The sequence below is a fragment of the Flectobacillus sp. genome (assembly GCF_049240685.1).
Taxonomy (GTDB): domain Bacteria; phylum Bacteroidota; class Bacteroidia; order Cytophagales; family Spirosomataceae; genus Flectobacillus.
Window position 1 is genome coordinate 1 of record NZ_JBMLSD010000399.1, and the last position, 22,709, is coordinate 22,709.

The window sequence follows — 22,709 nt, forward strand, 5'->3', positions numbered from 1 at the left end:
ACAAGTGGTATTGAGGCATGAAAGCTGTGCTGTAGGCTGTAAGCAGTAAGCAGTAGGCATTAGGCAAATGGTTTTTATCATTTCATAAAAAAACACCTTTTTCATTTGCCTATGGCTTAATGCCTAAAGACAAGTGGGATTGAGGCATGAAAGCTGTGCTGTAAGCAGTAAGCAGTAGGTATTAGGCAAATGGTTTTTATCATTTCATAAAAAAACACCTTTTTATTAGCCTATGGCTTAATGCCTAAAGACAAGTGATATTGAGGCACGAAAGCTGTGCTGTAGGCTGTAAGCAGTAAGCATTAGGCATTAGGCATTAGGCAAATGGTTTTTATCATTTCATTAAAAACACCTTTTTATTAGCCGGCTTAATGCCTAAAGACAAGTGATATTGAGGCATGAAAGCTGTGCTGTAGGCTGTAAGCAGTAAGCAGTAGGCAAAAGGTTTTTATCATTTCATAAAAACACCTTTTTCATTTGCCTATGGCTTAATGCCTAAAGACAAGTGGTATTGAGGCATGAAAGCTGTGCTGTAGGCTGTAAGCATTAGGCATTAGGCAAAAGGTTTTTATCATTTCATAAAAAACACCTTTTTCATTTGCCTATGGCTTAATGCCTAAAGACAAGTGGGATTGAGGCACGAAAGCTGATAAGTCAGTACGCATTTAAAGTTTGCTGTAGGCAGACTGTAAGCAGTAAGCATTAGGCAAATGGTTTTTATCATTTCATTAAAAAACACCTTTTTCATTTGCCTACGGCATAATGCCTAAAGCCTATTGCCTGAAAAATAAAAAAGGTTACCTAAAAAGGTAACCTTTGGGGAGAATAATGGGGCTCGAACCCACGACCCTCGGAACCACAATCCGATGCTCTAACCAACTGAGCTATATCCTCCGTGTGTTTTCGAGTTGCAAAATTAGGCTATTAAACGACATTAGGCAACAATTTTGAGCTTTTTTTTTCAAAAAAATCAAAATTATTGCCTAATACTTTGATTATTAAGCTTTAGCAGATTGATATCTTGCTTCAGCAATATTCCAGTCGATTACATTCCAGAATGCATCGATATAATCTGGGCGTTTGTTTTGGAATTTTAAGTAATATGCATGTTCCCATACATCTAAGCCAATTACAGGGAAACCCTTTACGTCGGCTACATCCATCAATGGGTTATCTTGGTTTGGCGTAGAAGAGATAGCGATTGAACCATCTTTTTGAGCTACTAACCAAGCCCAACCTGAACCAAAGCGACTGATAGCCGCCTTTTTGAACTCAGCTTTGAACTCATCGAAAGAACCAAATTTTGCATTGATAGCTTCAGCCAATGCACCTACTGGCGCTCCACCACCGTTTGGAGAAAGAATATTCCAGAACAAGTTGTGGTTGAAGTGACCACCACCATTGTTACGAACTGCTGGAGAGAGTGTGCTAATCGAAGCTAAAAGCTCTTCCAAAGACTTACCTTCCAACTCAGTACCTGCTACAGCAGCGTTCAAGTTTGTTACGTAAGCGTTGTGGTGACGGTCATGGTGGATTTCCATTGTCAATGCATCAAAATGCGGTTCCAACGCGTCGTTAGCGTATGGAAGTGGATCTAATACGAATGCCATTTTTTTAAGTTAATTAAGTAAATTGAGTTTAAAATATATCTGTAACAAGTAGGTACTCTTGCAAAATTAAATTTGAGTTGTGCTTTGGAAGAAATCTTTTTGTCGAAAGCTCAAAGTTCAAATTTCATTCTGCAGGATTACTTATTTTCGAACTAGATTATCATGAGAAGTGTTACAAAATCTCTTCAATCCATTCCGAATGTTCTTTTGAGCGACAATCAAGTCTTTGTCTAAAAAACCGCCTTCAAATGTTATAAGTTCCTACTAGGCCTTTTTATTAATGAAAATCTAAGGACTCAATGAGTCAACGGTGAAGTTTGTAGCTAGCGCAGTTTTTTGAAAAAACTTTTAAGCATACTTTCACATACTTCTTGTAACACGCCAGTAGTAATTTGTGTTTTGGGATGATAAATTTTAGGGCTAAGCTTTGAGCATCCTCTTTTATCGTCCATAGCTCCAATCACAATTCTACCGATTTGAGACCAGTAGAGTGCTCCTCCACACATAACACAGGGCTCGAGGGTCACATACAAGGTACAGTCGCGCAAGTACTTGGCTCCTAGTGTGTTGGCAGCAGCAGTAATAGCCAACATTTCGGCATGCGCCGTAACATCCTGTAAAAGTTCTGTTTGATTATATGCTTTGGCGATAATAGTATTTTGACAAACGACTACAGCACCTACGGGTATTTCCCCTTTTTCCATGGCTATCTCTGCTTGGTAAAGTGCCAATTGCATAAAATATTCATCAGAAAAAGGGGGAGTATTTTTTTGCATTAAAACGCTATTTTTTCTTCTTGTTCGTAACCTAATCCATGAGAAGCACGATTGCGAAGGTAGAAATCTACTAATACCAAAGCCGCCATTGCTTCCACAATAGGAACGGCACGAGGCACTACGCATGGGTCGTGGCGTCCTTTTCCAGAAACCGTAACAGGATTACCTTCTTGGTCAATGCTTGCTTGATCTTGCATGATTGTTGCCACAGGTTTGAAGGCCGTCCTAAAATAAATATCTGCTCCATTTGAGATACCCCCTTGGATACCCCCCGAATGGTTAGATTTTGTTTTGATGTGTTCGTCTTCAATATAGAACTCATCATTATGCTCAGAACCATACATTTCGACGCCTGCAAAACCACTTCCATACTCAAAACCCTTTACAGCATTAATACTTAGCATGGCCTTTCCTAGTTCGGCATGAAGTTTATCAAATACTGGTTCGCCTAGGCCAACAGGTGTTCCTGTGATTACGCAGTCAACAACGCCACCAATCGAATCCCCTTTTTTACGAGTTTCATCAATATAATCGAACATTTCTTGAGCCAAAGTGGGGTCTGGACAACGAACTGCGTTTTCTTCAGCCAAAGCTAGGTTAAGTTCTTGGTATGATTTTTCTAATTTCAACTTACCTACTTGTGAAACATAAGCCTTGATATCGACACCTATATTTTTCAATATCAATTTGGCAAGAGCACCAGCCGCTACACGCGCCACTGTCTCACGAGCAGAACTACGACCACCACCACGATAATCACGCACACCATATTTGGCTTGATAGGTAAAGTCGGCGTGAGAAGGTCTAAATTGTTGAGCAATGTGCGAGTAGTCCTTCGAGCGTTGGTCGCCATTCCACACTAACATGGCGATGGGCGTCCCTGTCGTTTTACCTTCAAATACACCCGAAACTACCTGAAACTCATCGGCCTCGCGGCGTTGAGTTGTGATACGTGACTGCCCTGGTTTACGGCGGTCTAATTCACTCTGAATAAATTCAGCATCAAAAGGAATTCCTGCTGGACATCCATCTACTACTACCCCAACTGCTTGTCCGTGCGATTCCCCAAAAGTGCTAATTTTAAATAATTTACCGTATGTACTGCTCATTTTTTGAATGATTTGACTTAAAGCAAGGAGTCAAGCTGCCCGTAAGTCGATGTTATTGTCTGGTTCTTTTGCCTGGTAAAAAGATATAAATTAACCCAGCCAGCATAATTGTCAAGATAATATTTGCTTCGTTTTTGAGAAGACGAATCAAATTGCTTGTTCCTTCGGGGGTGGAGGTATTCTCTAAACCATCGTATACAGATGAGTTTTCAGCATTAGGCGTATCAACTGTACTGATTGTTTTACCAGAGGTATGTATCACCACCTTAGGTTTTAGCGTATCGTATTTTGCTGTAATTGTGTTAAAAAATATCCAACTGAAATACTTTGACATTGCAAAGTTACCAGCCTGTTTGGGAATAATATGAAAAGTAAAAGATTTTGTACCAATAATTTTACTGCCCTGTGGCGATACAATCGAGTTGATATCGGGCTGAAAAAAGTCAAACGTACTATCATTTTTGACTTCAGGCAAACGAATAACTGAGATATTGCCATCTCCAATTATTTCGATTTTGTAATCTACCGACTGTCCTGTTTGTGTATTATTTTTACTAAGGCTTTCTTTCAAAGAAAAATTACCAACTGATACCTGCTGCTTGAGCGGGTGAGGAGGTAAGTCCTTTGGCTGTATGGTAAATGCTTTACTCGAAAAGGTTACATAACTTCGTTTGTTGGGTTCTTTTTCGTCAAAATCTTTCAATAACCTCAAGCTAACCGTTGGTATACTGATTTTCTTGTTGTTGAGCGGATAAAATGTAGCCTGATAAAATTTATATTGTGTGTAGGTCTTACCGTTCAATTTTACGGTAGAAGTTTGGGTTTCTGTAAGTCCAAAGCTCTCTTCCCAACAGCTTTCGGGTTTAATTTTTTTGATAATATCTGGAATTTGAATTTCATTTTTATCAAATTGGATATCTGCCGTATTATTTTCGGCAACATAAAAAGCTAATGTTAACGTAAAGTTTTCGCCTACAAATGGGGCTAGTTTATTGGTACTTATTGCCAAAAATGCATTTTCTTTTACATTAACAATATCATTTTGATTGCCACTGACTTCTGTTTCTAGGGTTTCTTCTCCTTCTGTTTCAACATTTGTACCCGCAGCTTTGTTAACTAAAATGACAAGTGCCTCATTTTTTAGTTCTACTCCATTCACCAACACTTTGAAGGGTTTAATTCTTAGCGTTCCTTCTTTTTTGGGCTGGTAATTTTGAGTGATATTATAAGTTAGCGTGGGTTGACCATTTACAATCGAGCGAGCAATAGATTTGGAATATCCTCTTTTAGTAAATTCTACAAATTCTGGAAACTTACACTCAGGAAAAGGTTGCTCTGGCGTTGTTTTTACTACTGCCGTAATGGTAAAATATCCGTCCAAAGCAATTGTTTTTTCACCTAATACAAGCGTAGGTACGTTTTCCTGAGCTATAATTGTATAGCTAAATAAAAAACAAAATAATATTGGAATATTGATATATTTATTTGTAAATTTCACCGTTTTTCGTCAATGGATACTATTTTATGGGTTTTGAATGATTAAATGTTTTCATGGCCAGATTTATTCGTAGACGAACACGACACACTAAAATGAAAACCTTGCGTTTGGGATGAAGAAATGCCTATTGCGGCTGAAGTTCTATTTGTTAAGCAATTTACGACTTTTAGCGCAAGAAGACACTATTCTCCTGCAAATAACCGTTTAACCTAATAACTAAAAACCAAGATTATTCAATCTAATTTAAACTATGACAGCTTTAGACTATGTCAAAATGATACTTGAGAAAGTAAGTTTTGATGCAAAGTTATTTGAAAAAGAGCTAAGAAAGGCAATCAAAAACTTAGCCATCGATGAAATTAAGTTCTTGTATGAGTGGTGTTTTGAAAGATATGGCAAGACTTACGATAAGTTAATTACCAAATGCTTTAATCGTTTGAAAAGGAGGATACCTCTGAGGCTAACGTAGTTTCTATTCAATCTTATGACATAATAAAAAGGTCTGTATCCAAGAATGATATCTTCGGTACAGACCTTTTTATTTGAGCTATAGGCTTTCGGAGGTTGGTTTTGGAAAAAGCATGGCTGTGGGTATTAAATAACATTTTAACACTCTTTGTCTAGGCACTAGGCAACAGGCAGTAGGCAAAGAGTTTTAAAATAACCAAAGACATGCTTTCTTACGAAGCCCACCGCTGAAAGCCTAATGCCAAAAAAGTTGAATTTTATTTTGCCCACTAACTTACTGCATTACGTATATAACCAATTCATTAGCAAATAATTACGGCAAAACTATTTTTTGAATATACGAGTTGTATTATTGAGATTTATCATTAATTTGCAGTTATGTGAAAAACCCGAAGTTTTCCACAACTATATTATTAAGGAACAACTTCTTCTGTTTTCGCTAATCTGTTAGCCTTGTGCGATTGAATTTTACTAAAATCAGCATGTTTCATATCAACCATATATTCCAACATCTCAAGCGTTGAGGTCATTAGTAGAGGTAACTGACAAAATACCTTGGCTGATGACCATATTATTCACTTAAAATTGAATTAGTTATGGGTCGGAAAGTCTTAGTATTGAATCAAGATTACACTGCATTAGCCGTTTGTTCTATTCCCAAAGCATTTTTGTTAGTGTACCTAAATAAGGCCGATTTGGTGGCCGAATCCGAGAACGAGCAATTACACAGTATTTCTCAGGCTTTTCCTATGCCTTCGGTAATTCGCCTTCACAAGTATATCTATATGCCTTACAAAGGTGTCATTTTGTCTCGTCAAAATATTTTCCGTCGTGACCACAATGAATGTCAATATTGTGGCTCAAAAGATGACCTTACTCTCGACCACGTGATGCCTAAATCGCGTGGTGGACGTACTACTTGGGATAATCTCACGACGGCTTGTCGAAGATGTAATTCAAAAAAAGGAGATTTAACACCCGAAGAAGCTAAAATGACGCTTAAAACCAAGCCTTTCAAACCTTCTTTTATCATGTTTCTCCGTGATTTGGGAGGAAATCTAGAATCTAGCTGGATTCCGTTTTTGGGTAAAAAAGATAAGAGAGGAAGTGATATTCTAATTTGAAAATGAGGAAATTTGGAAATTTGAAAATGGGAGGATTTGAAGATTTGGAGATTTGAAAATTTGATAATTTGAAGATTTGAAAATGAGAAAATTTGATAATTTGATGATTTGAAAATGTGAGAATGTGGAAATTTGATGATTTGAAAATGGGGAAATTTGGAAATTTGGGAATTTGATGATTTGAAAATGATTTTATAAGACAACGCTTTTGGCGATTGGTATCCATTTATGGTATTTTAGTATTCAAGGACAAATGCAATTATTTAATTATCAAATCTTCGCATCCTAACATCATCAAATTCTCAAACCCTCAAATCTTCAAATTTCCAAATTCCCACATTATCAAATCTTCGCATCCTAACATCATCAAATTATCAAACCCTCAAATCTTCAAATTTCCAAATTCCCACATTCTCAAATCATCAAATTCTCACATCTTCAAATTCCCAAATCTTCAAATTTCCAAATTTCCAAATTATCAAATTCTCAAACCCTCTCATTTTCAAATCTCCAAATCTCCAAATTTTCAAATCTTCACATCTTCAAATTTCCAAATTCTCAAATTCTCATTTATTTTTTCTTATAAAGAGGCACAGTACTACATGGTTCGCCAAACATGAGACTTTTGACGTATGGCATGAGTTTTTGTGTTATTTCTACATAAGCCGAAGTCGGTACAGGGACTTTTGAGCATCCTTTTACCACAACTCTAGCCTCTGTATAATCCGCAGGATTGATTTTGGCAATGGCATCAAAATAGAGCTTATCTTCTAACTGCTCCAAACTACCATATACAACGGCATTAGCGAAAGGACTTAGTTTAAGAGCCAAAAGCATATAGGCCCAAGTTGGAATAATGGCATCTTCCGAGCAAATGACTGCTACATTTTTGCCTTCATAAATAGACCAATCATGATTTTTGAGAAACTCACGAAAATCTTTTTCTTTCAAAATCATTCCCATGAATAAGTTATCTTTCAAGTCATAAATGACTCTTTCGCCTTGGTGATAATAATCTTCAAGGTCGAGTGTAACCAATCCACTGCTGGCTACTTTATTGATAATTGGGTCGTCTAGTTCCATAGTTATAAAACTTAAGATTGATACTCAACAAATGTTAGGCTTTGTTTTGGGCAGCTTTGGGCGTTGTTCCGACAAAGTCCTTTAAATAGAATGGCTCAAAGCTTACTACGTTTTCAAATGCCTGTTCTTGAAAGGCCTTATAAGCTAATACGCCCACCGTGCGAGCCGAAGGATACAAATCAGCATTTGGAAATAAGGCATTGACATGAGTGATTTGGCTTTTGCATTTGGCTGCACCATCACCAAAAAATACAATAGACTGTTTTTCTAATAACTCAGTAAAAGCAGTTTCGTCAATAATTTTGGCTTCAATTTCACTGATATTTTCCATAGTAGTATTCCAAACACCACAGTAAACCTCCATACGACGTGCATCAATCATCGGACAAAGTAGCGTATCGGCACTGTACATATCTTTGAGCTGTGCTGCCATGGCTTCGAGGGTATTTATAGACAATAAAGGCTTGTCTAAAGCAAATGAAAGTCCTTTTGCCGTAGATACGCCAATGCGTAAGCCTGTATAAGAACCTGGGCCTTTGGCAACCGCAATGGCATCGAGTTGTGAAAGCTCATAGCCAGCTTGTTTGACTACATTTTCAACTAAGGTAGTCAACATACCTGAATGCGATTTTTCAGTAAATAATTCAGAAAGACCTAACAGCTTGCCTTCTTTATGTAATGCTACAGAACAAACTTTGGTCGAAGTATCGATACTAACTATCAGAGACATAATGATTTGAGATTTCGCTTTGCGAATGTTTTTAATGGTGAGTGGGTAAAATCAATCACTCATTCTATCTAAACAAAAATGTGCTTGGGAATTGCTCCCCAAGCACACAAATTTACGAAATATTTATAGCCAGAATACTATTTCTTTCCTTTCAAGATATTGTTATAGCGGTTCATATCGCCAAACAACTTGAGTGCAGCTTGTATTTCTGGGTCTTTGGCAAATGATTGTTCACGAGTACCTTTTTGTAAATAATAATGTACCACAATTTCTTGCTCCAAAGCTGTTTTGATTTCATCCTTAAACTTCATCATATCCGCTTCTTTGTTGTGTGAAAGTTTTGTGCGCAAGGCTTTCAATTGGTCAGCTACAGCGTCGTAATATCTTTCTTTTTTTGCAGAAGCTTCAAGTTCATTCAAGTCTTTTTCAGCCTGAGTGGTATAGTCAAACGTTTGCGTGGCTGCCCATTTAACAAAGTCTTGATATTCGGCATCACTCAAAGAAAATTCTTTGGCGGGCTTAATCGTTGGATGCTCAAAATGATATTTGATAGCATAATCAAATAAAATCAAACGCCCCGATAGTGACTGAGTAACCATAGCTGGTGTTGGTTTTTCGACTTCAATATCAGGTAAAATCCCACCACCATCATAAACAGTACGACCGCTACGAACTGTTTTGAAAGCTGTCATAAGCGAATCGGGTACTTTACCTACACTACCATCTGGGTTGCGGTGGCTGTAGTCAATCGCCTGAATACAACGACCACTTGGAATATAGTATTTGGCAGTAGTTACTTTGAGTTTGGTATTGTAAGGCAAATCACGTGTGATTTGAACCAAGCCTTTTCCATAACTTCTTTGTCCAATCAAAACGCCACGGTCGTAGTCTTGAATTACGCCAGCGACAATTTCGGCGGCTGAAGCACTTCGAGAGTTGGTCAGCACCGAAATAGGCATATCTACATCTACGGCCGCTTTTACTCCCGAATAGGTTTTATTCCATTCTTCTACTTTTCCTTTGGTTGAAACAATTTCAGAATCTTTTGGTAAGAAAATATTACAAATATCTACCGCCATATTTAGGAGACCACCAGGGTTTTCTCTCAGGTCAAGGATAAGTTTTTTCATACCTTTTTCCTTCAACTCGGCAAATGCTTGGCGAACTTCCTTGGCAGCTGTGGTATTAAAATCCTTGAGGTCGATATAGCCCACTTCGTCGTTGATCATACCGTAGTAGGTAACATTTTTCATTTTAACGACATCGCGCGTGACGCTAATTTCTTCTAGCTTATTGCTACCGTAGCGTTTTACGGTAAGTTTCACGACGGTTCCCGTTTGCCCTTTGATAAGTTTGCCTGGGTCGATTCCCTTTTTATTTAATTCGATACCATCTACTTTTACAATTTCGTCACCAATACGCAAGCCTGATTTTTCGGCAGGAGTTCCTTCATCGATGGCCATTACAGTAATACGCCCCGAACGATTGCCCGTTACAATACCTATGCCATTGTACTTGCCAGTGGTCATGGTCATGTAGTCCTCAATATCGTCTTCGGCATAGAATACGGTATAGGGGTCAAATGACTTCAACATAGCGTCGATAGACATTTTGATAGTGCGGTTTGGGTTGATTTCGTCTACATAATAACGATTCAACTCCTTAAAGAGCGTAGCATAAATATCAAGGTTTTTGGCAATTTCAAAGAAACGCTCTCCTTGGTCAGTAAATGAAGCGAGAGATAAGCTTCCAACAAGAGCAGAGGTTGCCAAAAGGGCTCGATAAGGTCGTTTTAATTTCATAATAGGATTAATTCAGCTTTCTACACGAATAAGAATATAACGAAGCTAAAGCGATTGTGTTATTTTGTATAACAAAAAACTTAAGTAACTAGGCAAAACTGGATAATTATGCGCTAGTCTGTAAGCTTAGGCATTAGGTAAGTACAGCTTTTAGCTTAGGGCATATTGCTTAAAGCATATTGCGGATAAGATTACATTTTATACAAAATACTCTTCATCGACTTTTCGATTTTAGCGAAGTCTTCGATTTTTTTACCAATATACACAAAAGCGATGGATGCTGGTAAAGGGGCGTCCTTTTTTTGAAGCAGGATAGATTTGTTGAGACGATATGCCTCTCGGGTGCGACGTTTGACTAAGTTGCGGTCGACAGCATGTTTAAAGTAGCGCTTAGATACAGAGATAAGCATCTGAGGGAGTGTAGGTTCTGTATTTTCGCTAGATGATTCTTGTAGAAAATAAGAAACACGAAAAGGGTAGAGAAACACCGATTTGGTGTTTTCACTACCCTTGTCAAAGAGGGAACCAATTACCTTCTTACTGGAAAGTCGTTCAGATTTCTTTAAAGTTGCTTTCATGCAAAGTCTCATGTAAGTGTCTCTGGAATCGCGTTGAGCAACTGTTCACACGATACTTGAAACACGAAACGCAGAAACTTTGTATTATTTACCTCTCTTCTCGTCTGAAACTGTCAATTTGTGTCTTCCTCTTGCACGGCGAGCTGCCAATACACGGCGACCATTTGCAGTTGACATTCTTTCACGGAATCCGTGCTTGTTTTTTCTCTTTCTTACCGATGGTTGAAACGTTCTTTTCATTGCTATTGAAAATTGAAATGCCTTTTACAATATGAACTGACTGATTTTCAGAGATATTTTGAAAAATTATCAAAGGATGTCTGAAGTATCAGTGAAAATTTTCAAAATACAAAAATCTTTTGCCCCGAAATTAGGACTGCAAAGGTACTCAATTATTTTTTAATTGCAAACTACTTTTACAAAAGATTCTAAATGCTTGGAGGTTGATTATGAGTTACTTTGGATTCTTTGTGAATAATAGTACCTTGCGGCTTTAGCTATATCAATAAAATATGAGATACAAAATTTATGCAGAAAATCCACAAAACCATTTCTTAACCATAGAATTGGAGGTGGAGAATATTACATCTGACCGTATAAAAATTCAATTACCTGCTTGGCGTCCGGGACGTTATGAGCTTCAGAATTTTGCTAAAAATATTCAGCAGTTCGAAATTTTTGACGAACATCAAAACCCCGTAGAGTTTCATAAAGTAAACAAAGATCGCTGGAAAGTCTATACCAAAAATATATCTAAATTGACCGTAAGGTTACGCTATTACGCTTATATCCAGCATCCAAAAGGTATCTTTGCCAATGCGGGAAGTTCATACCTAGACGAAAATACGATGTATGTCAACTTCGTCAACTGTTTGCCTTATGTAAGCGGACGCATGCACGAGCCTTGTACGGTAGAGCTTGGAATAGCCGATGAGTATAAAATTGCTTGTGGAATGCCGATTGAAGGAAAAACTTTATTGGCACAAGATTATTATCAGTTGGTAGATTCTCCAATGTTAGCGAGTCCTTATCTGCAATGTGAAACATACAAAGCAGCAGGTATCGATTTTTATGTGTGGTTCTTAGGAAATTATCAACCCAACTGGGCGCAGCTTCTGCCCGACTTTATTCGTTTTTCTGAAAAGCAGATTGATGTTATGGGCGATTTTCCTGAAAAAGACTACCATTTTATCAACTGGATATTGCCGGTGGCCTTCTATCATGGTGTTGAGCATCGTAATTCAACTATGATTGTATTGGGTCCTGATACTGAGGGCGACGGTCTGTATACCGATTTATTAGGCGTAAGTTCTCATGAACTGTACCACGCTTGGAATATTTGTAAGATTCGTCCAATGGAAATGATGCCTTATGATTTTACCAAAGAAAATTATTTTCCAACAGGCTTTGTGGCAGAGGGTGTAACGACGTATTTAGGAGATGTTTTCTTAAAACAGTCAGGCGTATTTAGTCTCGATGCCTATTTAAAGGAATTTACAACTACTATTCGCCGCCATTTTGAAGAAGATGGACTATCACCTATGTCGTTAGTAGAGGCTTCGTTTGACTTGTGGCTTGATGGTTATGTACCTTCTATTCCTAATCGTCGTGTATCAATTTATAACAAAGGAGCTGTTGTTGCCTTTTTATTGGATGGATTGATTCGTGAAGCAACGCAACATGAAAAATCTATTCATGATGTTATGCGATTGATGTGGGAAAATTTCGGGGAGTCTGGTTTGGGATATTCTTTAAATGATTATAAAAAACTAGCTGAAGAGGTATTAGGAGGTAGTTTGGATACCTATTTTGCCGAGTGCATTACAGGAAATCTTCCTTTGCAAGAACAAGTAAAAGCACGCTTGGCATGGTACGGAATCGAGGCTAGTTTTGACGAAAACCTTCGTCTAAGTATCGGTCAGATAGATCAGGAGAATGAGAATTTACGTAATTGGTTGGGCTAAAGGCTAGTTGTGGTGTAACTTTGCTACCTAATTTGGTCAAAGAAAGACCTTTTGCTACTCGAAATATTTAGAAAAATGAAAGATAAAATTAAACAATTAGCTGCATCCATGGCGGGTGAGTTTGTGGCCAATCGTCGTTATTTGCACACAAACCCTGAGCTTTCGTTCCAAGAATTTAATACACAAAAATACGTAGCCGAGCAGCTCAAGTCGATGGGGATTACTCCTACCGAAATTGCTAACACGGGCTTGGTAGCAACTATCGAAGGGCGCAATCCTGATAAAAAAGTGGTGGCTTTGCGTGCGGATATGGATGCTTTGCCGATTGTTGAAGCCAATGACGTACCTTATAAATCACAAAATCCTGGCGTTATGCACGCTTGCGGGCACGATGTGCACACGGCGTCTTTATTGGGAACTTCAAGAATTTTGAGTCAACTCAAAAATGATTTTGAAGGAACCGTAAAATTGGTATTCCAACCTGCTGAAGAAAAAGCCCCAGGTGGTGCTAGCATTATGATTGAGCAAGGTGCATTACAAAATCCAGCTCCTCACAAAATGCTAGGACAGCACGTAGCGCCTAATATTCCTGTAGGAAAAATCGGTTTCCGTGAAGGAATGTACATGGCTTCGGCAGATGAGTTATACTTAACTGTAAAAGGAAAAGGTGGACATGGTGCTATGCCTGAAAACTGTATAGACCCTGTTTTGATTGCTTCACATATCATTGTGTCGATGCAACAAATCATTTCTCGTAACCGTAATCCTCGCTATCCTTCGGTTTTGACTTTTGGAAAGGTAATTGCCAATGGAGCAACCAACGTTATTCCAAATGAGGTATATATCGAAGGTACTTTTAGAGCAATGGACGAGCAATGGCGTGCTGAAGGTTTGGAAAAAATCAGAAAAATTGCCGAGCTAACTGCTGAAGCTATGGGTGGAACGTGTGAGGTATTTATCCAAAAAGGATATCCTTTCTTAAAAAATGAACCAGAATTGACACGTCGTATGAAAGGCGCAGCGATTGATTATATGGGTCAAGAAAATGTGATTGATTTGGATATTTGGTTAGCAGCTGAAGATTTTGCTTTCTATACACATCATGTAGATGCTTGTTTTTACCGTTTAGGAACTCGCAACGAGGAAAGAGGAATTATCTCAGGAGTACATACGCCAACGTTTGATATTGATGAAAATGCACTAGAAATTGGCGCTGGCTTAATGAGCTGGTTGACCGTTCAAGAGTTACAGACCTTGTAAGCTATAATTTTCTCAAATATAACTATATGAATATCGGGTAGAGTGTATAACTTTACCCGATATTTTTTTAGATACCCGATTCCTAAATAAGACTGTACGAAGGATTATAAAAACTGTTTATTTCGGATATCGGATGTTGGATTTCGGAAGTGTAAGTACATATATTTTGTAAAAAATAAAGACATATCTCTCATATTTCCGAAATCAAAAATCCCAAATCTGCAAAAGTTTGAAATCCTTCGTACAGTACTAAGTCCTAAACATGGATTCTATGAAAAAATTCATACTCTTTAGCTTCATTTTTGGCGTATTTGCCTGCAAAAGTATTCCCAAAGAACAAGAAATTATCGTTGGTTCGGGTGGTGGATTTGCCAACTTATGGCAATCATATACACTTAAGCCTTCAGGAGAAATTCTTTATCGAACCAATAAAAGCGACTCGGTAAAGCTTATTCAGAAGCTGACAATAGCTCAAACCAAAAAAATATTCAAGGCTGTACAAGGGCTTCATCTGGATAGTTTGTCACAGAGTGAGACGGGTAATATGAACCATTATCTTGTTTTTTCGGAGGGTAAAAAGTTTTCCTATAAAACCCAATGGGCAAATTCTAAGAATGTCAATGATTCTATCAAAATGGTTTATCAGTCTATTTTAGAGAAAATCAAAAAATAGAAATCAGGCTTGAAAATAGATATATCCTTTTCACAATCTCAATTGCTTTTTGTTTATGCTTCCCAAAGACAGATTTTCGACACAAGCCAACTTATATGCCCAGTTTCGCCCGACTTATCCACAAGAGCTTTATGATTTTATCTTCCAACATGTGGATAAGTTCGAAAATGCTTGGGATTGTGCCACGGGTAATGGTCAAGTGGCAAGAGTTTTAGCTCAAAACTTTCAACAAGTCGAAGCTACAGATATTAGTCAAAAGCAGTTAGATAATGCTTTTCAGGCTAGCAATATTCATTATCAAATTTCACAGGCCGAAAAAACACCTTTTGCAAATGCAACATTTGATTTAATCACAGTAGGACAAGCCATTCACTGGTTTAATTTTGATGCCTTTTACCAAGAAATCAAACGCATTGCAAAGCCTAAGGCCCTATTGGCTTTTTGGGGATATGGCACCTTGTTGATAGAAGACTATGAAAACCTGCATCAAGATTTTCAACATTTTTATCAGGAGCAAATTGGCTCATACTGGGATGGTGAACGTGGTCATATCGACCAAAAATACACAACAATTCCTTTTCCTTTTGAATCTATTCCAACGCCTGAGTTTTCGATGCAATATTTTTGGAATTTTAACCAGTTGGAAGGGTATCTAAATACATGGTCGAGCGTCCAAAGATATATTCAAGAAAATGGAAGCAATCCTGTGACGCCGTTTATACAACAATGCAGAGAGAAATACGCTGAGGATTTGACCTTTCAAGTAAACTTTCCGATATTCTTAAAAGCAGGAAAAATTGAGCGATAAAAAGTAATAGCGTTTATATGTTTGTCTGTGTTTCAACAAATACCGCCTGTTAGTCTGTTAATTCTTTTGTCTTATGAAAAAAACTTTACTCTTCATTGCCTTGCTCGGATGTGTGTCTGTGGTACAAGCGCAAAAAACTTTCAAACAAAAATCTAAATCTGGACAAGGTACAAGTCCTAATTTGCCCACTGTTGATTTTTCAAAAAGCACAGAACCTTCTTCTTTTTCTCGTTATAATTTTCAGTATTCGAATAGTATTTTTCGAGAAAATTTGATGGCAAAAAAAGACGGTCTAAGTATTTCGAGAGATGAAAATGGTATGCCATCGTTTATCGTGGGTAAACCTAAAAATCTTTCTTCTAATACGACAACCAAAGCAGGACGCTCATCTGAAGCCTCGGCGGCTTATAGCTATTTATCGGCTGTTCAAAAATATTTACATCTCAAGAATGTAGAAGAGGAATTTGATGTAAATCAGATTGAGAATGACAATCTTAATCAAACCCATATTCGTGTGCAACAGATGTACAAGGGCGTTCCTGTGTATGGTGCTCAAATTATGTTGCATACCAAAGACGATGCCGTGGATGTTATGAATGGTAAGCTTTATCCAACACCTAGTTTGGCCTCGACCGAACCTAGTATGGGGACAGAGCAAATTGCTTCGGTGGCTCTTCAGGATGTTCAGCAACAAACCAAATTGCGTACCTTGAGTTTTGCCGAAAAAGCCATGCTGAAATATGAAAAGCCTCAGTCAAAGCTTTTTGTTTATCATAAAAATGAATCAGTAAACGACCAGCATTTGGCCTACGAAGTAGTGGTTCGTCCTAATTTTTTGGAAAGATGGATTTATATGATAGATGCCAATTCGGGCGAAATTTTAGATAGATATAGCTATACCTGTACGCTCGACGGCCCACAAAAAGCCAATGCCGTAGATTTGAATGGTAAAACTCGTTCTATCAACACCTATTTGGTTGGTTCAAATTACTATATGATTGATGCCTCAAAAAGTATGTACAGAGGAGGCACAATCAATGTCGAAAACCCACAAGGTGTTATCTGGACACTCAACGCAGCAGGCTCGTCTGTTGATGATGTAACTGTACGTCAGGTATCTTCTACTAATAATACTTGGGGAAATACAGAATCTGTTTCGGCACATTATAATGCTAGTTTGGCCTATGATTATTATGAAAAAACATTTGGTAGAAAATCCTTAAATGGCAAAGGTGGTAGTATTATTTCCCTAATCAACTTGACTGATGAAGATGGCAAAGCAATGGACAATGCTTTTTGGAATGGTGAATTTATGGGATATGGCAGAGGAGCAACGATGTTTAAACCCTTGGCAGGCGGACTTGACGTAGCTGGACATGAAATGACTCACGGAGTAGTAGAAAATACAGCCAACTTAGTATACCGTGGACAATCTGGGGCGATTAATGAATCGATGGCAGATATTTTCGGAGCCATGATTGACCGTGATGATTGGTTTATGGGCGAAGATGTAGTTAAAGGCTCAAAGCCCTTAAGAGATTTATCAAACCCTAATCAAGGAGGTACGAGCTTGCGAGATGATGGTTTTCAGCCTGCCAGCATGAACCAATATTATACGGGTTCAGAAGATAATTATGGGGTGCATATCAACTCAGGAATTGTCAATTATGCGTATTATCGCTTTGCAACATCTATTAATTCTAAGGAAAAAGCAGAAGCTGTATATTATCGTACCTTGACAAAATACTTGACCAGTAGCTCAAAATTCCTTGATTTGCGTCGAGCTGTTATTCAGTCGGCCACAGATTTATATGGAACAAATAGTACCGAAGTAAATGCCGCTAAAAGTGCTTTCGATGCCGTAGGTATTACCGATTCAAACCCACCAAATACAACACCAAATACAGGAACTACAACACCTGTGCCAGCGCCATCCAATGACGTTCCTACTAAAAAAGGTTCTTCATTTATCTTAAGTTATGACCCTAAAGACAAGTCATTGTACGTGTTGGATACAGTTGTAAATACAAGTACGTATGTTTTGATTGCGAAAAATATTGAACTAAAAAATAAACCAAGTGTTACCGATGATGGCAAATATGCTTATTTCGTAAAACAAGATAATGGGATATATCGCATAGATTTGAGTACCGTAAAAACATTTTCTCCTAACGACCAAAGCTCAACCATCAAACAAGAACTTATTTCGTCTGCTGGTTGGGACAATGTGGCAGTTTCGAAAGATGGTAAGCGCTTGGCGGCTATTACTACTAAAGTCGATACCAGTATTTATGTTTATGACCTTAGTGCTTCAGGAAGCACTATTCCTGGGCGTAAGTTTAGGTTGTATAATCCAACCTATTCGGGTGTAAAAACAGGACAAGTACTTTATGCCGATTCGTTTGAATGGGATTATGATGGCGAAAACTTAGTTTATGATGCCTTTAACCAGTATAAAACTGCTACTAATTCTAAAATCGAATATTGGGATGTAGGTTTTATCAATGTTTGGAGTAATCAAAAAAATACCTTCGGGACAGGCGTTGTCAATAAACTCATCAACGATTTAGTAGAAGGAGAAAACGTTGGTAGCCCTACTTTTTCTAAAAACTCTACCAATATGTTGGCTTTTGATTATTTCTATTCAGATAGCCAAGGTGATGATTACGCCGTTTTGGGAGTTAACTTATCTCGTCCTTCCGATTTACAGATTACGGCTATCAATAATACCATTGGCTATCCAGAGTTTTCAAGAAGCGATGACTATGTAATTTTTAATGCCTTTGATGCGAAAACTGGACAAGAGAATACGGATATTATTCAATTAGATAAAAACGACAAACGTGTAGGTATTGCATCTACGCAAAAGACGTTAACACAAGAATCCTCTTTTGCTGTTTGGTACACAAACGTGGCTCGTACTTTACCTCAAAAGAAATCTCAAACTCTGACCATTACCAAAGTTCCAGACAAAACCGTTGGCGACGCTGCCTTTACTATTACAGCAAGTTCTAATTCGGGATTAAGCGTAATCACGTCTGTACTGGGAGGACCAGCTTCTATTTCGAGCAACAGAGTTACGTTGAGCGGAACGGCAGGGCGTGTGCGCTATGGCGCATATCAGGATGGGAATACACAATATTATGCTGTTTCTCAAATAGACTCATTCTGTGTGAATCCTGTAAAACCTACCATTTCGGTTGTGAAAAAGACCGATGCTAACGGCGATTATTGGGAATATACCTCAAGTGCTACCACAGGAAACGTATGGTACAGAAATGGTACAGTTTTGAGCGATCAAATAGGCTTGCGTTCTATTGCTGTAACCTCTGGTTCTAGTTTTACAGTTCAGGTCGTAACGACGGATGGTTGTAAAAGTATTATGTCGGATGCTCGTCAGGACGCTCCAATTGGCAAAGTTTTGGGTTTTGAACCGCTGGATAGTAAAGGCGTAATTGTTTCTCCGAATCCAATACAGGATATGACAAAAGTGCAAGTTGGCACTCAAAACAGAATTGAGTCTATCCATATTATTAGTACCGAAGGAAATGTTTTACAAACCATAGAAGGTAACCGACAAAATGAGCAATTGATTAATCTTCAATCGCTTCCAGCAGGTAATTATATTTTAGATGTAAAAACGAAGGAAGGAGACGGAAGACAAAAAGTGGTAAAATTATAACCCCAAAAGACTTCTATTTTCTTAAAGAGTCTTACCATACAAAGGCGTTAGGATACATTCATCCTAACGCTTTTTGTTTTTTAGCAAGACTGGGTTAGTTTTACAAAAAAGGGGATAGGCACTAGGCAAGGAGGCAATAGTATTTTTAAAAAAACTTCTGAAAACACTCTTGCCTCTTTGCCTGGTGCCTGACCCCTCAACAAACTCATTTCATCATCTTATTTCAAACCTGAAATTATGTTAAAAACTACTTTATTCTCGCTTGCGGCGGGATTAGTATCTCAGGCGATTGTGGCGCAAAATAGCGAAACCTATTTTGCTTCTTTCCCTTCAATCAGCCCTGATGCGCAAACCCTTGTATATTGTTTTGAAGGAGACATCTGGAAAACAGACCTCAATACCAAAGTCTCAACTCGCCTCACAGCTATGCGAGGTACAGAAAGCCGCCCGAAAATCTCTCCTGATGGAAAATGGTTGGCTTTTACAGGCTCGCAATACGGCAACCCAGATGTGTATGTGATGCCGCTCGAAGGCGGTGCCATTCGTCAATTAACCTTCCATGATACCCAAGATTATGTAGAATCTTGGTCATGGGATTCGAAAAGTATTTACTTGAGTTCGGGGGCACAAAATGATGGAACTGCCTACAAACTTGCTATCAATGGTGGGACGCCAGTACGTTTATTCTCACACTTTTTCAATCGTATCCACAACGTAGCCGAACACCCAACTACGGGCGAGATTTTCTTCAATGATACTTGGGAAAGTGATAACCAGAGCACTCGTAAAGGCTATAAAGGGGCGTTTAATCCAGATATTCAATCTTACAACCCTAAAACTAAAGCTTACAAGCGCTATACCAATTACATCGGTAAAGACCTTTGGGCAAGCATCGACCGCAGTGGTAATGTCTATTTCGCCTCAGACGAAGCCAATGGTCAATACAATTTATACACTTTCCAGAATGGACAAAAGGTCGCTTTGACGCAATTCCCGGAGGCAATCAAACGTCCGCAAGTGAGTGCAAACGGGCAAAAGGTCGTTTTTGAAAAAGAATACCAATTGTATGTGTATGATGTTGCAAGTAAGACTTCTCAGAAAATTAACCCTAATCCACTGCGCAATTACGTTTTGCCACACGAGCAAGATTTTAAAGTAAGTGGTAATATCGCTGGGTTTGATGTGTCGACAGATGGTAAAAAATTGGCATATTCATCACGTGGGGCATTATTTGTTTCAGATGTTGAAGGGAAATACATTGCTCAAATTCCAACAGATGCACATGGTCGTGTGGTAGAAGTCAAATGGCTTTCAGACAATAAAACCCTACTTTTTACACAAACTACCGAAAAAGGGTATTACAACCTTTTTACTATTTCGGCAGATGGTAAAGGTCAGGCGAAACAACTGACTTCGGACGAGCAAAATAACCGAAATATCACCTTCAATAAGGAGAAAACTCAGGCGGTATATATCAGCGGCAAAAATGAAATTCGTGTATTAGACCTCAAAACGCTTATTTCAAATACAGTCGTAAAAGAAGAGCTTTGGGCGCTTTATAACCCCAAACCCTATTTCTCACCAAATAGCGAATATGTCATGTTTTCGGCATATCGCAATTTTGAACAAGATATTTTCTTGTATCATTTGGCCGATAAAAAGCTCATTAACTTAACCAATACAGGTATTACCGAAACCAATCCGTATTGGTCGCCCGATAGCAAGTATATCTATTTCGAATCTGACCGTACCAAAGCTAGCTATCCATTTGGTTTGACCAACGGGCGTATTTACCGAATTGCCTTGAGTAAAATAGATACCCCTTTCAAATCTGATAAGTTTAATGACTTATTTAAAGAAGAAAAGAAAGAAGAGAAAAAGGACGATAAAAAAGAAGAACCTAAAGACACAAAGGCTAAAGGCAAAAAAGAACCAGAGAAAAAGCCAGAACCTGCTCCAGCGCCTAAAATTGTACCTATTGTCATCAACATGGAGGGATTGATGCAGCGATTCGAGCAAATTAGTCCTGATTTTGGCTCAGCAGATAGCCCTGTTGTTTTCCAGAAAGATGATAAAACTTCGGTACTTTTTGTTTCAAATCATGAGGGAGGAAATGGCGCTTTATACAAAACAACTATAACTCCTTTTGCTAAAAATAAAACAGAAAAAGTAGAAGGTGCTACTGTATATGATTATGAAATTGCTGTAGCTGATGGCAAATACTTTGCATTGGTTGGAGGAAATATTTATAAACTCAATCTCGATGGCAATAAGCTTGACAAAATAGACTTGAATTTTACTTTCCGTAAAAACTTAGCTAATGAGTTCCAACAAATGTTCCATGAAGCTTGGGCGGGTGTACAAGAGAATTTTTATGATGAAAAATTCAATGGTTTGGATTGGGTAAAAACAAGAGAAAAATATGCGAAGTTTTTACCTGCCATCAACAATAGAGCAGACTTGCGTACTTTATTGATGGATATGCTAGGCGAACTGAACGCTTCGCACTTAGGTTTCTCGACAGATGGTGACGAAGATGCTACTTTTTACAAAGCTGTTTCTCAAAACGTAGGAATTGTATTTGAAAACGAAAATCCTTTTGTCGTAAAATACGTAATCAAAAACTCTATTGCTGACAAAACAGATAAAGATATTCGCCCAGGAGATAAATTAGTGAAGATAAATGCAGATAGCGTTGACACCAATATCAATCGTGATTTCTATTTCTCAAAACCATCGCTGGACGACGAAATTAGTTTGACATTTGAGCGCAGCGGCAAAACATTTACGACCAAAGTACATCCACAGCGTAGTTATGCCCAGATTCGTAGCTTGTATGACGAATGGATTGACCAAAATCAGGAATATGTAGATACTAAGTCGAATAAGCGCATTGCTTATGTACACATGAGTGATATGGGGCGTGGCGAGTTTGAGAAGTTTATGATTGACGTTACCTCAGAGGCCTATAACCGTGAAGGTTTGATTTTTGATATTCGTAACAATAGAGGAGGAAATGTCCACGATTTGGTCTTGAATTTCTTATCTCAGCGTGCGTATTTGAAATGGAAATATCGTGAAGGACAGTTTACCATTCAGCCCAACTTTAACCCTGCTGATAAACCGATTGTTTTGTTAATCAATGAACAATCCTTGAGTGACGCCGAAATGACAGCGCAAGGTTTCAAGCAATTGAAGCTTGGTAAAATCATCGGTACAGAAACCTATCGTTGGATTATCTTTACTTCGGGCAAAGGTTTGGTAGATGGCTCGTTTTATCGTTTACCATCTTGGGGATGTTATACTTTAGATGGCAAAGATTTGGAAAAAGAAGGCGTAAGTCCAGATATTTCGATTCCTCAGACGTTTACTGATCGTCTTGAAAACAAAGACCCACAATTAGATAAAGCGATAGAAGAAATCCTGAAATCCTTGAAATAAAAGGAGATTAGAACTTTTAAGAGACATAGGGAATGATAGCTTTTGTTATATCATTCCCTTTTTATTTTTCCCATTGTTATTTTCATGGCTTAACTTGCATTCT

Annotated in this window: 17 protein-coding genes and 1 tRNA gene; 8 read left to right on the forward strand and 10 right to left on the reverse strand. The window is 38.2% G+C overall.

The annotated features are described in order from the left end of the window. Window positions 1–817: 817 nt before the first annotated feature. From ACOVQ4_RS18055 to ACOVQ4_RS18075, 5 genes are all read right to left on the reverse strand, one after another. Window positions 818–894 (reverse strand) — tRNA-His (locus ACOVQ4_RS18055). Between the two features lie 104 nt (window positions 895–998). Continuing rightward, window positions 999–1,610 carry a superoxide dismutase gene (locus ACOVQ4_RS18060; protein ID WP_166552624.1) on the reverse strand — a complete coding sequence of 204 codons (612 nt, stop codon included), beginning with the start codon at window positions 1,608–1,610 and terminating at the stop codon, window positions 999–1,001. A gap of 323 nt (window positions 1,611–1,933) precedes the next feature. Then, complete coding sequence (locus ACOVQ4_RS18065) at window positions 1,934–2,386, reverse strand: nucleoside deaminase (RefSeq protein ID WP_421822014.1); 453 nt, start codon at window positions 2,384–2,386, stop codon at window positions 1,934–1,936. Further along, on the reverse strand, window positions 2,386–3,495 hold the full coding sequence (aroC, locus tag ACOVQ4_RS18070) for a chorismate synthase (RefSeq protein ID WP_421822015.1): 1,110 nt from the start codon (window positions 3,493–3,495) through the stop codon (window positions 2,386–2,388). Before aroC ends, ACOVQ4_RS18065 begins: the two co-directional genes overlap by 1 nt. 52 nt (window positions 3,496–3,547) lie before the next feature. Further along, a complete protein-coding gene (locus tag ACOVQ4_RS18075; protein ID WP_421822016.1) occupies window positions 3,548–4,993 on the reverse strand; it encodes a BatD family protein in 1,446 nt (481 codons plus the stop codon). Window positions 4,994–5,243: 250 nt separating this feature from the next. On the opposite strand from ACOVQ4_RS18075, the gene ACOVQ4_RS18080 reads away from it, so the two are divergent. Together ACOVQ4_RS18080 and ACOVQ4_RS18085 are read left to right on the forward strand one after the other, a co-directional pair. Beyond that, complete coding sequence (locus ACOVQ4_RS18080; protein ID WP_421822017.1) at window positions 5,244–5,462, forward strand: hypothetical protein; 219 nt, start codon at window positions 5,244–5,246, stop codon at window positions 5,460–5,462. Window positions 5,463–6,057: 595 nt separating this feature from the next. Continuing rightward, window positions 6,058–6,585 carry an HNH endonuclease gene (locus tag ACOVQ4_RS18085; protein WP_421822018.1) on the forward strand — a complete coding sequence of 176 codons (528 nt, stop codon included), beginning with the start codon at window positions 6,058–6,060 and terminating at the stop codon, window positions 6,583–6,585. A 570-nt stretch (window positions 6,586–7,155) separates the two neighbouring features. On the opposite strand, the gene ACOVQ4_RS18090 is transcribed toward ACOVQ4_RS18085, so the two are convergent. The 5 genes from ACOVQ4_RS18090 to rpmH all read right to left on the reverse strand — a co-directional run bounded on the left by ACOVQ4_RS18090 (window position 7,156) and on the right by rpmH (window position 11,018). Continuing rightward, the gene (locus tag ACOVQ4_RS18090; protein ID WP_421822019.1) at window positions 7,156–7,668 is read right to left on the reverse strand and encodes a DUF2480 family protein; all 513 of its coding nucleotides are present in this window, start codon (window positions 7,666–7,668) and stop codon (window positions 7,156–7,158) included. 34 nt (window positions 7,669–7,702) lie between these two features. After that, on the reverse strand, window positions 7,703–8,398 hold the full coding sequence (gene tsaB / locus ACOVQ4_RS18095; protein WP_421822020.1) for a tRNA (adenosine(37)-N6)-threonylcarbamoyltransferase complex dimerization subunit type 1 TsaB: 696 nt from the start codon (window positions 8,396–8,398) through the stop codon (window positions 7,703–7,705). Between the two features lie 137 nt (window positions 8,399–8,535). Beyond that, entirely contained in the window at window positions 8,536–10,200 is a 1,665-nt protein-coding gene (locus ACOVQ4_RS18100) for a S41 family peptidase (protein ID WP_421822021.1), read from the reverse strand. Window positions 10,201–10,391: 191 nt separating this feature from the next. Continuing rightward, complete coding sequence (rnpA, locus tag ACOVQ4_RS18105) at window positions 10,392–10,778, reverse strand: ribonuclease P protein component (protein WP_421822022.1); 387 nt, start codon at window positions 10,776–10,778, stop codon at window positions 10,392–10,394. A gap of 84 nt (window positions 10,779–10,862) precedes the next feature. Further along, window positions 10,863–11,018 carry a 50S ribosomal protein L34 gene (gene rpmH, locus ACOVQ4_RS18110; RefSeq protein WP_095161102.1) on the reverse strand — a complete coding sequence of 52 codons (156 nt, stop codon included), beginning with the start codon at window positions 11,016–11,018 and terminating at the stop codon, window positions 10,863–10,865. A 272-nt stretch (window positions 11,019–11,290) separates the two neighbouring features. Between rpmH and ACOVQ4_RS18115 the strand changes: the two genes are divergently transcribed. The 6 genes from ACOVQ4_RS18115 (at window position 11,291) to ACOVQ4_RS18140 (ending at window position 22,606) form a co-directional block, all read left to right on the forward strand. Continuing rightward, complete coding sequence (locus ACOVQ4_RS18115) at window positions 11,291–12,742, forward strand: M61 family metallopeptidase (protein WP_421822023.1); 1,452 nt, start codon at window positions 11,291–11,293, stop codon at window positions 12,740–12,742. 75 nt (window positions 12,743–12,817) lie between these two features. Next, a complete protein-coding gene (locus tag ACOVQ4_RS18120; RefSeq protein ID WP_421822024.1) occupies window positions 12,818–14,002 on the forward strand; it encodes a M20 metallopeptidase family protein in 1,185 nt (394 codons plus the stop codon). A gap of 271 nt (window positions 14,003–14,273) precedes the next feature. Next, on the forward strand, window positions 14,274–14,675 hold the full coding sequence (locus tag ACOVQ4_RS18125; protein ID WP_421822025.1) for a hypothetical protein: 402 nt from the start codon (window positions 14,274–14,276) through the stop codon (window positions 14,673–14,675). A gap of 55 nt (window positions 14,676–14,730) precedes the next feature. Continuing rightward, entirely contained in the window at window positions 14,731–15,483 is a 753-nt protein-coding gene (locus tag ACOVQ4_RS18130; protein WP_421822026.1) for a class I SAM-dependent methyltransferase, read from the forward strand. A 73-nt stretch (window positions 15,484–15,556) separates the two neighbouring features. Beyond that, window positions 15,557–19,165 (forward strand): M4 family metallopeptidase, encoded by a 3,609-nt coding sequence (locus ACOVQ4_RS18135; RefSeq protein ID WP_421822027.1) that lies wholly within the window; start codon window positions 15,557–15,559, stop codon window positions 19,163–19,165. 237 nt (window positions 19,166–19,402) lie between these two features. Continuing rightward, window positions 19,403–22,606, forward strand: a complete 3,204-nt coding sequence (locus tag ACOVQ4_RS18140; protein WP_421822028.1) for a S41 family peptidase — start codon at window positions 19,403–19,405, stop codon at window positions 22,604–22,606. Window positions 22,607–22,709: the final 103 nt, after the last annotated feature.

Excerpts from the sequence above, each read along its gene's own strand:
- aroC (WP_421822015.1), bottom strand. The coding sequence starts at position 3,495 with ATGAGCAGTACATACGGTAAATTATTTAAAATTAGCACTTTTGGGGAA.
- ACOVQ4_RS18065 (WP_421822014.1), bottom strand. The coding sequence starts at position 2,386 with ATGCAAAAAAATACTCCCCCTTTTTCTGATGAATATTTTATGCAATTG.
- ACOVQ4_RS18085 (WP_421822018.1), top strand. The coding sequence starts at position 6,058 with ATGGGTCGGAAAGTCTTAGTATTGAATCAAGATTACACTGCATTAGCC.
- ACOVQ4_RS18090 (WP_421822019.1), bottom strand. The coding sequence starts at position 7,668 with ATGGAACTAGACGACCCAATTATCAATAAAGTAGCCAGCAGTGGATTG.
- ACOVQ4_RS18125 (WP_421822025.1), top strand. The coding sequence starts at position 14,274 with ATGAAAAAATTCATACTCTTTAGCTTCATTTTTGGCGTATTTGCCTGC.
- ACOVQ4_RS18100 (WP_421822021.1), bottom strand. The coding sequence starts at position 10,200 with ATGAAATTAAAACGACCTTATCGAGCCCTTTTGGCAACCTCTGCTCTT.
- ACOVQ4_RS18080 (WP_421822017.1), top strand. The coding sequence starts at position 5,244 with ATGACAGCTTTAGACTATGTCAAAATGATACTTGAGAAAGTAAGTTTT.
- rpmH (WP_095161102.1), bottom strand. The coding sequence starts at position 11,018 with ATGAAAAGAACGTTTCAACCATCGGTAAGAAAGAGAAAAAACAAGCAC.
- ACOVQ4_RS18120 (WP_421822024.1), top strand. The coding sequence starts at position 12,818 with ATGAAAGATAAAATTAAACAATTAGCTGCATCCATGGCGGGTGAGTTT.
- tsaB (WP_421822020.1), bottom strand. The coding sequence starts at position 8,398 with ATGTCTCTGATAGTTAGTATCGATACTTCGACCAAAGTTTGTTCTGTA.
- ACOVQ4_RS18135 (WP_421822027.1), top strand. The coding sequence starts at position 15,557 with ATGAAAAAAACTTTACTCTTCATTGCCTTGCTCGGATGTGTGTCTGTG.
- rnpA (WP_421822022.1), bottom strand. The coding sequence starts at position 10,778 with ATGAAAGCAACTTTAAAGAAATCTGAACGACTTTCCAGTAAGAAGGTA.
- ACOVQ4_RS18115 (WP_421822023.1), top strand. The coding sequence starts at position 11,291 with ATGAGATACAAAATTTATGCAGAAAATCCACAAAACCATTTCTTAACC.
- ACOVQ4_RS18140 (WP_421822028.1), top strand. The coding sequence starts at position 19,403 with ATGTTAAAAACTACTTTATTCTCGCTTGCGGCGGGATTAGTATCTCAG.
- ACOVQ4_RS18060 (WP_166552624.1), bottom strand. The coding sequence starts at position 1,610 with ATGGCATTCGTATTAGATCCACTTCCATACGCTAACGACGCGTTGGAA.
- ACOVQ4_RS18130 (WP_421822026.1), top strand. The coding sequence starts at position 14,731 with ATGCTTCCCAAAGACAGATTTTCGACACAAGCCAACTTATATGCCCAG.